Origin of the sequence: Paenibacillus sp. FSL P2-0121 (assembly GCF_037975345.1) — a bacterium.
Taxonomy (GTDB): Bacteria; Bacillota; Bacilli; order Paenibacillales; family Paenibacillaceae; genus Paenibacillus_AQ; species Paenibacillus_AQ odorifer.
Genome location: NZ_CP150245.1, coordinates 6,089,041 through 6,102,365, shown reverse-complemented (window position 1 = coordinate 6,102,365; position 13,325 = coordinate 6,089,041). Strand labels below are relative to the sequence as shown.

Below are 13,325 nucleotides of genomic sequence, written 5' to 3'. Positions count from 1 at the left end.
AATGCTAAATATACGTTCGTTTAATTTAGGTCCTCTTCAGACCAATGCCTACTTGCTGACAGGTGCAGATCCAACGAAGGGTATCATTATTGATCCCGGTATGAATCCTGCGGCATTAGTGCGGAGTATTGAAGGGATGGAGATCGAGGCTATTTTGCTGACGCATGCGCACTTTGACCATATGGGCGGCGTAGACGAAATTCGTAAAGCTAAGAAATGCCCTGTTTATTTACATCCACTAGAGAGTGAATGGCTCAGCAGCCCTAAGCTAAATGGTTCATTGATGTGGCCTGATGTTTCATCTCCTTTAACTACAGATCCTGCAGAATATGATCTGGCAGAAGGACAAGTTCTGCAATTCATCGGACATACCTTCCGCGTGTACCATACACCTGGGCACTCTCCGGGCAGTGTCAGCTTCCTATGCGGGAATGATTTATTCTCTGGAGATGTGCTGTTTAAGATGGGAGTTGGGCGCACCGATTTGCCTGGTGGCAGGGAACGTGATTTGTTCGATTCTATTCGTGGCAAGCTGTACAAAATGGATGATGAAGTGAAGGTTTATCCAGGTCATGGCTCCCGAACAACCATCGGTTTTGAAAAAGTTCGTAACCCTTATATCCCTCAATAAACAATCATTCTAGTAGAACTGACAAGAATCGAGGAATTTTTGATAGACAAAGGGATACAAAAGGACTACAATATTGTTAATTAAATGTAACATTAACCTCGCGAAGCACGCAGACTGCGGAATTAATCCCGGTTTGCGTTCTTTTTTTGTCTACATATAGGTTTAAAAGCATGGGGGGAAATAGATTGGAGAAGAATATATATTACCCGTTGGATTACGGATGGTATGACTCCAAGGAGAAATGGACTAGTTTTTGCAGCAGTAAATGCCGATGTTTTTCAGAATGTTCTGGAAAGGGCGGTTTTTGTACTTCCATCGAACGCAGGGACATACAATCTGAGAATAAGGATGGGAGAATACCAGTGAATTCAGGAGGCGAGCCTAGAAGAACGCCTCTTTTTTGGCATTTCCCTGCTGAAGCAGGATTGCTTCAGCCATGGCGGTGTAAGCTCTGGGAGTTCAAAAAATAAAATTAAAGCGCATTGAACGAATCACTATACATAATCGTATTACAAATAAGAACGAAATCCTGAATGGAGGGGCAGATGAGCGATCAGGCGCTGGAGAAAATCAGACGGGCACAGCAGGGAGATACTTCAGCACTGTCTTCACTGCTGCGAGAACATTATACTTTTCTGTTCAAATATCTACTCAAAGTGACTATGGATCCGTTGCTGGCAGAGGATCTTGTACAGGACACGATGGTCAGATGTATGGAAAAAATCAATACCTATAACGGTTCTTCTTCGTTCTCCTCTTGGTTAATTACGATAGCCACCAGAATATTTATCGATCGAAAGCGGCGCTGGAAACGTGAGGCAGAATGGAAGAAACGGGAACAGCAGGCGCAGGGCACCCGTTCGATTCGTTGGCGGTTTGAGAGCAGGGGGGAAGAATGGAGTGAAGTACTTGATTCCATTTCCAAGCTACCCTCTGCTCAGAGGGTAGCTGTGCTGCTGAAGCATTATTATGGCTATAGCTATGAAGAAATCGGTGTGATCATGCAAATTCCTTCTGGCACGGTCAAATCGCGTGTGTCCCTTGGTCTTAACCAATTGCGAAAGGAGCTGAATGAGGATGGAGAAGGATAAGGAGCCAGAACTGTATTTGCACAAGCTTACTGAAGAGCTTGAACGTTTGGATGCGCAATATGATGACCTCACCCCACCTTCGTTACAGGAACTGGAGTGGTTAATGGCTGATGCAGCTGTGCAGAGAAAGAGAAGGGAACGCAAAGAACTACTGTTATTCTGGGGGGTCTCATTGATCCTGATCTGCGCATTTTTATCCATTCTCACTTCTGCACCCATGATCTATTGGATTATTCAGGCGATCATTCCTATTGTAGGACTGGGTGGCTTAGGGATCGCCAGGATCAGAAGAAATAGAGAAGGTGTACAAAAATGAATGAGCTGCAGGATGTGCCTCTTTGGTTGTGGTTTGGCATAGCAGTAGCGTTAATGCTGCAGGGGACCTTACTGTTCCGGGATGCAAGACGGCGCGGGAAAAAAGCTTGGTTCTGGGGATTGTGGGCGATTACTACAGTTCCGTCACCCGCATTAGTCTACTTACTTGTTGTTATTCTTCCTGAGCGACGTAGACGGAATAAGCAGTTGTGAAGCTTTAGTAAGAAGCTCGTTCCTTTCATCCTATTACAAGGAGTGGTACTTCATGGAAGAGGTAAAATGGGGTTTAATCATGCCGTTAATTATTCTGCAGGCTTTGCTTGCTATTATTGGTCTGATATCTCTGGCCAAAGCGGATAACGTTCGTGGTCCAAAATGGATGTGGATTATTATCATTATTTGCGGAAATATATTAGGCAGCGTAGCTTATTTCACAATAGGAAGGAAAGATGTCTGATGTCACTCCTTCAAGTTAAGAATTTGCGCAAAAGCTATGGGGCGCATATTTCCGTAAATGATATAAGCTTTGAAATTGAGAAAGAACGGTGCGTCGCTTTACTGGGGCCTAACGGTGCTGGGAAAACGACCACACTTCGTATGCTGGCAGGGCTGCTAGAACCCACCTCTGGAATGATTTCATTTGAGGGGAGCCGTCCTGGAGCCGAATATCGCAGAGGATTAGGATATGTGCCACAGTCCCCAGCTTTTTATGGGTGGATGACTGGACATGAATATGTTGTTTTCGCTGCAAAGCTTAGTGGAATGGGAACTAAAGACGCAACCAGCAGGGCATTGGAATCGCTTGAGCGTGTAGGGCTTAAAGGTGATGCTCGTCGCCGGATTGGTGGATACTCCGGTGGGATGAAGCAGCGGCTGGGTCTGGCTCAGGCGCTTGTGCACCGGCCTCGTCTGCTGTTGCTTGATGAGCCTGTATCTGCACTTGATCCGATTGGCCGCAGAGAAGTAATGGGACTGCTGCGGGAGATACGTGAAGAGACAACTGTAGTTTTTTCTACACATGTGCTGCATGATGCAGAAGAAATTTGCGATGATATTATTTTAATGAATCAGGGCTTGATTGCTGAGAAGGGGTCTTTATCACAGCTGCGTACACAATACAGCCTTCCTGTTATTCGTTTACGTACAGAGAAGCAAGAAAAAGCTATTCAGTGGCTGGAGTCTCTTGCTGCCAAACCGTTTGTACTAGAGACTCAGTTGTTCGGAGATCAGGCAATTTTTAATGTGAACGATGTAGACATGGCCCGATGGACGATTCTGCAAGAAGCGGCGCAGCTCGAAATTCCATTACTGCAATTTGAAGCGGGTTCTTCCACGTTAGAGGATTTATTTATGAAGGTGGTGGGAGTATGAGAAGCGCCTGGGTCCTTTATCGCAAAGAAATGCTCGAAATGGCTCGCAGTTATAAGTTAATCTGGATACCTGTCGTTTTTATCCTATTAGGTATTATGCAGCCGTTAACTACTTATTATTTGCCGGAAATATTAAAAGCTTCAGGTGATGTTCCCCCAGGTCTGCTAGAGGGGTATGAAATACCGAGTGCCGCAGCTGTGATGGCGCAATCTCTGGGACAGTACGGAACGATCGGAATGTTAGTATTGGCACTTGGCGCGATGAATGTTTTAGCCGGTGAGCGCTATAGCGGAACTATGGAATTAATTCTGGTAAGGCCGGTTTCTCCAGCCGCAATAGTGTTCGCTAAATGGGCAGCGCAGCTGACCCTGTTGATCGTTGCTCTAGGATTAGGTGCAGCGGGCGCAGCTTACTACACGGAGCAGTTGATTGGTTCACTATCTTGGGGAGATGTCATCGCAGCTTCTGGAGTATATGGATTATGGCTGTTATGTGCTGTCTCAGCTACGTTGTTGTTTAGTGGATTTTTAAAATCTCCAGTTGCCGCCTTTTTAGCATTGGCGCTAATGGCAGGATTATCATTAGGGCAAAGCTTATTACCTTCATGGTTTGAATGGGCACCTGCGGGGCTTTCCGGGTTATCGGCTGGAATTCTTATGGCTGGAGAAGGCTTCAGGGTTGGACCCTATCTTTCAGCAGCTATTTTGATCTTGATTTGTTTAGTGGGTGCTGCACTTTTGACAAGGAAGAATAACTTACCCGCTTGAACCATAAGTTATATTTTTATTAAATATAGTATATTTTCATAGAATTTGTAGGATCGGCCAGCCTTCAACTAGACAGTTCTATCTTTTTTTAGTAGACTGTTGAAACAAGCAAAATCTTGAAAGATTTTGGGGTTAGGAGGTAGGGCGATGCTGCGTTTAGGAGAGAAGATTGTCATTGTTGCGGACGCTTTCGAGCAGAGTCTTCCTATCGGGGAATACGGCTACCTAATTGCTTACGACCGCAATCCCGATAATGCGTTTGACTATGTTATTCGTGTACCAGAGGCTAATAGGAACTTTTATGTTCCGGCTGAGGACATTGAGGCGGAAGAACATTTATTAGTAGCTGAGGCTGAGAGAGCAACGCATGAAGCGTTGATTGATTATGCTTTGTCCACGTACAATGAGAAGCTGTTCCATCATTTGATGAACGGTGAAGATATGGATATAGAAGAGACGGAATCAACGTCAAGCGAAAGCATGTCCCAAGCGGATTTCATCAAACAAGTGAATCTTCGAGCTTGGATTTAAGGAAGGCCGGCGCAAGCCGGCTTTTTTTGTTTTGTCATACCGCTGCTAAATGCTGTGAAATCACTGACTGTCAAAACCCTTCTCTATGAATATACTAACGATACGCTCCTTTAAAATGTGTAGGAATCCCCTTCACTTTGATAAAGGAGCGTTTGTTTTACAGCCCATCATTGAATTGTCCAAGCTTCTACAATATAATTAAAAACGTTATCCGGGCGCTTTAGCCCTTTAAACAGGAGGGATTTTTCTTATGAGCATTACCGTTAAAGATGTGCAGCATGTGGCCAAGCTGGCTCGTCTGCAGCTGAGCCCGGAAGAAGAGGCAACCTTTACAGAACAAATGAATGCTATTTTACAATATGCCGAGAAATTAAATGAGCTAGATACGGAGAATGTAAAGCCGACCACGCATGTGCTGCAAGTCAGCAATGTAATGCGGGAGGATGTTGTGAAGGATAGCCTTACGCAAGAGGAAGCACTTCTTAACGCTCCAGATGATGAAGACGGACATTTCAAGGTTCCAGCTGTTTTGGAATAACTACATAATTAGAAAGGGGGAAGAATCTTGAGCCTGTTTCAAAATCGATTGCCTGAAGTACACCGCATGTTAACTGCTAAAGAGGTATCGGTCAGTGAACTGACTGAAGAATCGCTGGCGATTATCGCTGAGCGGGATAAGAACGTAAATGCATTTTTGACCTTGAATGAGGAGGGCGCTCGTAGCACTGCACGCGCTTTGGACGACAAACTGGCATCCGGAGCAGCACGTGGGTTGCTGTTTGGTCTTCCTGCTGGAATCAAGGATAATATTGTAACTAAAGGCCTGCGCACAACTTGTGCCAGCCAATTTTTGAGCGACTTCCAGCCGATTTATAACGCTACTGTAGCTTCTAAACTGAAGCAAGCAGATGCCGTAACGATCGGTAAATTAAATATGGATGAATTCGCAATGGGCGGATCTAATGAGAACTCAAGCTTTGGTCCTGTACGCAATCCTTGGGATTTAGAGCGTGTGCCCGGCGGTTCCAGTGGCGGATCTGCAGCAGCAGTAGCTGCGGGCGAAGTGTTCTTCTCACTAGGTTCGGATACTGGGGGTTCCATCCGCCAGCCAGCTTCCTATTGTGGTGTTGTAGGTCTCAAACCTACTTATGGTCTTGTATCACGTTACGGGCTGGTAGCCTTTGCCTCCTCACTAGATCAGATTGGACCATTAACACGTAATGTAGAGGATTCTGCCTATGTGCTTCAAGCAATTGCTGGTTATGATGCCCAAGACTCTACTTCGGCTAAAGTAGAAATTCCTGATTATTTGAGTTCACTTACTGGTGATGTTTCCGGACTTCGCATTGCTGTTCCTAAGGAATACCTGGGAGCAGGTGTCGATGCTTCTGTGCGTGAGACAGTTTTGTCTGCACTTAAAGTGCTGGAAGGAATGGGTGCTGTCTGGGAGGAAGTTTCATTACCACATACGGAATACGCAGTAGCAGCTTATTATTTGCTGTCCTCTTCGGAAGCTTCATCTAACCTCGCGCGTTTTGACGGTGTGCGTTATGGCGCACGTGTAGATGAAGGCGGAGGATTGCTTGATCTATATCTTAATTCCCGCAGCCGCGGCTTTGGCCCTGAGGTTAAACGTCGTATTATGTTGGGTACTTATGCACTCAGCTCCGGGTATTACGATGCTTACTATTTAAAAGCACAAAAGGTGCGTACTTTGATTAAACAGGACTTTGATGACATCTTTAAAAAATATGATGTGGTCATCGGCCCAACAGCACCAACGACAGCATTCAAATTGGGTTCACAGACTGAAGATCCGCTGACCATGTATCTGAACGATATTCTCACGATTCCTGTAAGCTTGGCGGGTATTCCGGCCGTGAGTGTTCCTTGTGGTTTTGCGGAAGGCATGCCTGTAGGTCTGCAAATTATCGGTAAGGAATTTGACGAGAGCACGATTTTGCGTGTCGCTCATGCTTTTGAACAAAATACAGATCATCACAAGCAGCGTCCACAGCTGTAGTAAAGGAGGGAATGGGATTACTTATGTCTAAATACGAAACGGTCATCGGCTTGGAAGTTCACGTAGAGCTTCATACCAACTCCAAAATCTTTTGCGGATGCTCCACTGAATTTGGAGCCCCACCTAACACTCATACCTGTCCTGTCTGCTTGGGTCACCCCGGCGTATTGCCAGTGCTCAACAAACAAGCGGTAGAATACGCTATGAAAGCAGCGATGGCGCTGAATTGCACCATTGGTGATGTTAGCAAATTCGACCGCAAGAACTATTTTTACCCGGATTCACCAAAAGCTTATCAGATTTCACAATTTGATCAGCCTATCGGCCTGAACGGTTGGATCGACATTGAAGTTAACGGAGAGACCAAACGGATCGGCATTACTCGTCTTCATTTGGAAGAGGATGCAGGTAAGCTTACGCACGTAGATGGCGGTTTTGCCTCGCTTGTCGATTTTAACCGGGTGGGAACACCGCTTATCGAAATCGTATCCGAACCTGATCTGCGCTCCCCTGAGGAAGCTCGTGCTTATCTGGAGAAAATCCGTGCGATTATGCAGTATTGTGACGTATCCGATGTCAAGATGGAAGAAGGATCGATGCGCTGTGACGCGAACATCAGTCTACGCCCAGAAGGACAAGAGGAATTCGGCATTAGAGCAGAGCTTAAGAACATGAACTCCTTCCGCGGTGTATTGCGTGGACTGGAGTATGAACAATATCGTCAGGCTGAGATCCTGGATGATGGTGGAGTTGTTGTGCAGGAGACTCGCCGCTGGGATGAAGCACAAGGGAAAACATTATCGATGCGCGGGAAAGAAGAAGCGCATGATTATCGTTACTTCCCGGACCCGGACTTGATCGTTCTGCATATTGATGATGCTTGGAAAGAATCCATTCGTTCAACGATTCCAGAACTTCCGGATGCTCGGAAAGCACGTTATAGCGAGGAACTGGGCCTGACAGCTTATGATGCAGGCGTCATTACATCCTCTAAATTGTTAGCGGACTTTTTCGAAGGATGTCTTGCCTATACGCAGGATGCCAAGGCTGTAGCTAACTGGATTATGGGTGACTTGCTTGCCTATTTGAATGGTAATAATCTGGAGTTGTCGCAGGTACAAATTACACCACAAGGGCTAGGCGAGATGATCGGGCTGATTGCAGCCGGAACCATCAGCAGCAAAATCGCTAAAACAGTATTTAAAGAAATGCTAGAGAGCGGTAAACTGCCAGCTGTTATCGTTGAGGAAAAAGGTCTAGTGCAGATCAGCGATGAAGGTGCCATTAAAGGGATAGTGGAAGCAGTCGTAGCCGCCAATCCGCAATCAGTGGAAGATTATAAAGCGGGTAAACAGAAAGCAATCGGCTTCCTGGTCGGACAAGTCATGAAAGAAAGTAAAGGTAAGGCGAATCCGGGTCTTGCTAATAAACTTCTCATCGAGGTATTGAGCAGCTAAACGCTTGTCGTCTGTAAAAGGACGCCAGAGGCGTTTATAATTGGGGTAATATACTTATGTAATAAGCTAAGGGCTTGTCGGCAACGGCAGGCCCTTAGCGGCATATAAGGGGACTGGTTAGGATGAATACAATTAACAAGCTAAATCTGCAGGATGAAAGCACCGTTAATGAATTATGGAGTCTTCAGCATAAGGCCTATAGACTGGAAGCTGAACTAATAGGCTTTCGTGAAATTCCACCTCTGATGGAGACGAGAGAAATGCTCAGCAGCTCTAAAGAGGATTTTTATGGCTGCTTCGATAAAGATGAGGAACTAATGGGTGCTGTTGCTGTAGAGGAAGAATCTCCTGGCAAATTGACGATTACACGAATGATGGTGGGGCCGGACTTTTTTCGTAGAGGTATCGCTAGCCATCTTTTGGAATATGTATTTGAGCATTTTGCAGGGATGGAGCAATTCATTGTGTCGACAGGCAAAAAGAATACACCTGCCGTTTCGTTGTACAGTAAACATGGTTTTCTGCCTACCGGTGTGGAGGAAGTCGCTCCAGGAGTTGAATTGATTGAATTTCATCGGAGTGGTTCGCTTTGAAAAAAGATATTCATAGACAACTATTTACGAAAGGAGGAGTCCAAAATGAAACATGACTCTGCAATGCTCCCAGAGCAGGAAGAACTGCAAGGTTCTGTTGATATAGAGACTAAGGAAAATGAGATACAGAAGAGGATTATTCCTCCGCGTCCGAAGCGGCGCCACCGCAAACGTAAATTTATTGCTGGACTGCTGGCAGCACTCATCCCTGGGACGGGGCATTTGTATTTTGGACTTCTCCGAAAAGGGATCACCTTCATCTTTCTAATTCTTTTGGATATCTCAGCTTTATTGTATTTCTCATCCATCGGGATGCAGATCAATGTTCCACTGCTTATTTTACTTGCGCTCATTATTCCAGTGATCTATTTTTATAACGTGTATGACGTATTGCAATCAGCGGACAGGCTTCTTCGCTTCCCAGAGGATCATGATCTTGCTATTTCTGTGACCAAAGCAAACGAGGCTCCTAAACGTCGTAGTATCGTTAGCGAGCCTGGGATATCCTTTGGACTCTTATTGCTCTTAGGGGGCGCCCTGCTTATTCTGTTCCGGCAGAAACCAACATGGCTCCAGTTCTTTATTGAACATTATGCCGAAATGGCCGTGTCTGTCATTTTAGTATGCGGTGGCTTATTTATAGGAGCTAGAGAAATTGCCAGAGCAGTTGTGCAGCGTAAAGACAATGAACCTCGCAAGCGGCGCGTGGGAAGATATACAGCTTCTGTATTACTGATAGCTATTTCTGTTCCTTTGTTTTTGGATTGGAGAGAGGGAACTGACTATATGCTCCTGCTCTTGAAGTGGTGGCCAGTCATCCCGGTGTTATGGGGGATTGAGTTCCTACTGATGTTTATCTTCTCTAACCGTTCAGCCAAGGGAACCAGAATCAGATTGGATTTACGTGGGCTTTTATCTGCTATATTACTAGCTGCGAGTGTATTTATTGTTGCAGAGCAAGAACATTATTTATATCTATGGAAAAATGTCAGTCTAAACCTGACGGCAGCAGCAGTGGACTATGGTGAGGCTAAAGGCAGCAAATATCAGAAAGCCCCGCTAATTGTTCCGGTGGAATTAAATACAGCCAAAATATCTATTGATAGTATTAATGGTGATATTTTATTACACCGTGCTCCGGTGGATGATATTCAAATTACGACGACAGTTTGGGTAGATCAGTTAGATGGGCCGATGGCTGAAGCTATATCAGAACAGTCCTTTGTGGACGTTGTTGAAGGGCCCAACATAAAAATCACCTCGAATAGCAAGGCCTATGGAGAATCTGGTAAACGCCAGCCACGCATGGATCTAGACATTTACTTGCCGGAGGATCGCCGCTTTAACCTCGATGTTCGCACTATGAATGGCGGGATCACGTTGCAGAATGTAGAAGCCATTGAAGACATTTCTCTGGAAACGGGGAATGGAGAGCTGATCCTTCATCGTATCTTTGGTAATGTTAAGGGAAAAACACTGAATGGAGCTGTCCGTGCCAGATCTGTTCAAGGCAGCGTTGATTTAACAACGAGCGGAGGCAATATGAATGCTTGGGATGTTACCGGTGCTTTGAAATTATCGACGGCTGTCGGCAATATTAGCGCGATCGGAAATAGCAATGATATCGATATTACTACCAAAAACGGTAATTTAGAGGTGGATGGAGCCAGATCCAAGCTACATGCCGAATCTCTAAATGGTACCATTGATGTTCGCTCTTCTGATGTCGCTGGAGATTGGGACATTTATAGCGCAGTTGGTGACATTCAATTGTATTTACCGATGTTAAGCAACTATACAGTGAATGGTTCCAGTGGATATGGTGATATTACTTCAGATTTGCCTGAACTTACAATTGATAAGAAAAAAGTATCAGGTGAAGTGGGAACCGGCGAGTTCAAGCTTCATGTTGAAGGAAATAGCAATCTAAATGTTAGGAAATATTGAAAAAAGTAATTTTTCTTATATAATAATAAATATAATGTATAGACTTCGTTGACAATATTGAAAAATCGGTCTTACAATCTTAAGAAGTATTTCTTTTATTTTTAAATTCAAAAGGCGGTGACAGTAATGGGGAGTGGAGTACAACATGCACTGGAACAATTAAAGACAACAGGTGTCCGTATAACGCCCCAGCGTCATGCGATTCTTACGTATTTGATGGAAGCAATGAATCATCCTACAGCTGACGATATATACCGGGCGCTAGAGCCGAAATTTCCGAGCATGAGCGTAGCAACTGTATATAATAATCTCAAGATGTTTATGGAAGCCGGCATGGTTCGCGAGTTGACCTACGGGGATAGTTCCAGTCGTTTTGATGCCAATGTATCTGATCATTATCATGTCATCTGTCAGCTATGCGGTAAGATTGAAGATTTTAGTTATCCTTCGCTTCATGATGTAGAGATACATGCAGAGCAGGAAACGGGCTTCAAAATTACGGGTTTGCGTATGGAATTGCATGGAGTTTGCAAATGTTGCAGAGAGAAGCAACAATAAGACAGAATACTACTGTACTTAAGGGCGTATAGCCAAGCTACACAATAAACGTGTGAAATCCGAAAGCGGAGGACTCACGTTTTTATTTTTTTCAAAATAACAAAATATAGTGAAAATGACTAACTTATACTGGTTATCCGGAACCAAGTGGATGTTATAATCGTATTGTTAGACTTAACTTAAAATCATCTAATATTTGGAGGATATATTTTGGACAGAAGATATAGACAGAAACGCGTCAAAAAGCGCGGAGGTCTTTTCCGACGCTTTTTTGGACTTTTGCTCATTGCGGCAGCAGCTTATTGGGTTGTGTTTTTTGTATTGCCAAATCGCCAGCACATCGATCCAGACTGGAAAGGCCTAGAACATCCTATCTTCGTAAAAGGAGAGCTAACAGGATATTTCGCCTCAGGGACCGGTGATAGCATGCTTTTACCTCTACCATTACTGCAGGAACATGTGGACTCATCTATTCGTTATGAAGAAAAGACTAAATCGGTCATCTTATCAACGGAAAGTGAACTTCTATATATGCAAGAGGATAAAACCAATGCTAGTCTGAACAATCGTCCGCTGCAGCTACGGCTGGCACCTGAAGTTAAGGAAAAGATAACTTATCTTCCTGCGGATGTTTTAGAAGACCTGTATGGGTTTGAGATTCAAGAGGATACGACTACCGGGGCTGTGCTGTTAATGACAGCAGGGGAGAGTGTACCGCTGGGGAAAGTGAAAGGTGAAGCAGGTGATAAGACAGTCGCTCTTCGCAGCGAAGCGTCGATTCACGCACCCATCGTGGCCGATATGTCCCCAGGTGCCATCGTGAGTATTTGGAATAAGGAAAATGAGGACTGGCTGTATGTGCAGTTAAGCAGCGGTTATGCGGGTTATGCCAAGGTCAGTGATATTATCTCAGACGGTCAAAAGACAGTGGAACCCAAAAGCACCACTCCCTCACGGGCAGAACGAAGCTGGAAAGGGAAGTCAGTGAATTTATATTGGGAAGCTGTTTATCAACGCAAACCTGACCCAAGTACATTCGGTGAGCTTCCGGGCGTTAACGTGGCTAGCCCGACTTGGTTCAGTATCATAGATGGTGATGGGAATGTGCGCAGTCAGGCTGATAGTGCGTATGTGCAGTGGGCCCATGAGCGCGGTTTGGAAGTATGGGGGCTGCTCAGCAATAGCTTTGAACCAGACATAACCACTGAGGCATTGTCGAGCTATGAGAAGCGGATGAACGCGATCGTACAGATCCTCGAGTATTCAGATTTATACAAGCTGGATGGAATTAATATTGACTTTGAGAATGTATATACGAAAGACGGGGAGAATGTTACACAATTTATGCGAGAGCTAAAACCTATGGCTCAAGCCAAAAACTTAATCGTCTCCATAGACGTAACCCCTAAATCTAACAGTGAGATGTGGTCAGCATTCCTTGATCGTAGAGCTCTTAATTCAGTAGTTGATTATCTTATTGTTATGGCTTATGACGAGCATTGGGCTGCTAGTCCTGTAGCAGGCTCTGTTGCGTCTCTGCCGTGGGTAGAAAGCTCGTTAAGCCGGATCATAGAGGAAGACGATGTGCCGCCTGAGAAGCTGATTCTAGGGATTCCACTGTACACTAGAATCTGGACTGAGGCCCAGGTGGATGGCAAGACCAAAGTAAGCTCTAAATCGGTTAGTATGAATGCCGTTGAAAAAATTATTAAAGAGAAGAAGCTGACCCCAACCTTTGATAAGGCAGCAGGGCAGAATTACGTTGAGTATAAGGAGGATGGCGCTCTTAAAAAAATATGGATCGAAGACAAAGTTTCTTTAGAAGCTAGAGTTGAGCTTGCTAAGTCTTTAGGGCTTGGTGGCATTGGTTCATGGAATCGCAGCTTTAGTAATCCGTCTGCGTGGGAGGCATTACAAGGGATTCATAAGTAATTATTATTTCATTTATAATGAACAAAGGGGCTCCCAATACGGGGGCCCCTTTGTTGTATTAAGCAAATGTTTGATCGCATTATAAATCGCTAGTAATAAGCTTCTGTAA

Annotated in this window: 15 protein-coding genes; all 15 read left to right on the top strand. The window is 44.8% G+C overall.

Annotated elements, in window-relative coordinates:
• Position 1 precedes the first annotated feature (1 nt).
• The 15 genes from MKY54_RS26880 to MKY54_RS26810 all read left to right on the top strand — a co-directional run bounded on the left by MKY54_RS26880 (position 2) and on the right by MKY54_RS26810 (position 13,216).
• A complete protein-coding gene (locus MKY54_RS26880; protein ID WP_076128651.1) occupies positions 2-631 on the top strand; it encodes an MBL fold metallo-hydrolase in 630 nt (209 codons plus the stop codon).
• A gap of 545 nt (positions 632-1,176) precedes the next feature.
• Positions 1,177-1,722 (top strand): RNA polymerase sigma factor SigY, encoded by a 546-nt coding sequence (gene sigY, locus MKY54_RS26875; RefSeq protein ID WP_076179762.1) that lies wholly within the window; start codon positions 1,177-1,179, stop codon positions 1,720-1,722.
• Complete coding sequence (locus MKY54_RS26870) at positions 1,709-2,038, top strand: YxlC family protein (protein WP_339188518.1); 330 nt, start codon at positions 1,709-1,711, stop codon at positions 2,036-2,038. Before sigY ends, MKY54_RS26870 begins: the two co-directional genes overlap by 14 nt.
• Entirely contained in the window at positions 2,035-2,250 is a 216-nt protein-coding gene (locus MKY54_RS26865; protein ID WP_076128644.1) for a hypothetical protein, read from the top strand. The genes MKY54_RS26870 and MKY54_RS26865 overlap by 4 nt, the downstream gene beginning before the upstream one ends.
• A 52-nt stretch (positions 2,251-2,302) precedes the next feature.
• Positions 2,303-2,494: a PLDc N-terminal domain-containing protein gene (locus MKY54_RS26860; protein WP_036680175.1), complete on the top strand. Its 192-nt coding sequence runs from the start codon at positions 2,303-2,305 to the stop codon at positions 2,492-2,494.
• Positions 2,494-3,408, top strand: a complete 915-nt coding sequence (locus tag MKY54_RS26855; protein WP_076128642.1) for an ABC transporter ATP-binding protein — start codon at positions 2,494-2,496, stop codon at positions 3,406-3,408. Before MKY54_RS26860 ends, MKY54_RS26855 begins: the two co-directional genes overlap by 1 nt.
• Positions 3,405-4,175, top strand: coding sequence for an ABC transporter permease subunit (locus MKY54_RS26850; protein ID WP_076128640.1), 771 nt, complete (start codon positions 3,405-3,407; stop codon positions 4,173-4,175). Before MKY54_RS26855 ends, MKY54_RS26850 begins: the two co-directional genes overlap by 4 nt.
• Before the next feature lie 147 nt (positions 4,176-4,322).
• The gene (locus tag MKY54_RS26845) at positions 4,323-4,706 is read left to right on the top strand and encodes a hypothetical protein (RefSeq protein WP_036680170.1); all 384 of its coding nucleotides are present in this window, start codon (positions 4,323-4,325) and stop codon (positions 4,704-4,706) included.
• Between the two features lie 250 nt (positions 4,707-4,956).
• On the top strand, positions 4,957-5,244 hold the full coding sequence (gene gatC / locus MKY54_RS26840) for an Asp-tRNA(Asn)/Glu-tRNA(Gln) amidotransferase subunit GatC (protein ID WP_036680166.1): 288 nt from the start codon (positions 4,957-4,959) through the stop codon (positions 5,242-5,244).
• Between the two features lie 27 nt (positions 5,245-5,271).
• Positions 5,272-6,729, top strand: coding sequence for an Asp-tRNA(Asn)/Glu-tRNA(Gln) amidotransferase subunit GatA (gene gatA, locus MKY54_RS26835; protein WP_076193675.1), 1,458 nt, complete (start codon positions 5,272-5,274; stop codon positions 6,727-6,729).
• Between the two features lie 23 nt (positions 6,730-6,752).
• Complete coding sequence (gene gatB / locus MKY54_RS26830) at positions 6,753-8,186, top strand: Asp-tRNA(Asn)/Glu-tRNA(Gln) amidotransferase subunit GatB (protein ID WP_172628862.1); 1,434 nt, start codon at positions 6,753-6,755, stop codon at positions 8,184-8,186.
• 122 nt (positions 8,187-8,308) lie between these two features.
• Positions 8,309-8,779, top strand: coding sequence for a GNAT family N-acetyltransferase (locus tag MKY54_RS26825; protein WP_076280551.1), 471 nt, complete (start codon positions 8,309-8,311; stop codon positions 8,777-8,779).
• Positions 8,780-8,824: 45 nt separating this feature from the next.
• Positions 8,825-10,726, top strand: coding sequence for a DUF4097 family beta strand repeat-containing protein (locus tag MKY54_RS26820; protein ID WP_254849011.1), 1,902 nt, complete (start codon positions 8,825-8,827; stop codon positions 10,724-10,726).
• 126 nt (positions 10,727-10,852) lie between these two features.
• A complete protein-coding gene (gene perR / locus MKY54_RS26815) occupies positions 10,853-11,284 on the top strand; it encodes a peroxide-responsive transcriptional repressor PerR (protein WP_036680160.1) in 432 nt (143 codons plus the stop codon).
• 210 nt (positions 11,285-11,494) lie between these two features.
• Entirely contained in the window at positions 11,495-13,216 is a 1,722-nt protein-coding gene (locus MKY54_RS26810; RefSeq protein WP_339188514.1) for a glycosyl hydrolase family 18 protein, read from the top strand.
• Positions 13,217-13,325: the final 109 nt, after the last annotated feature.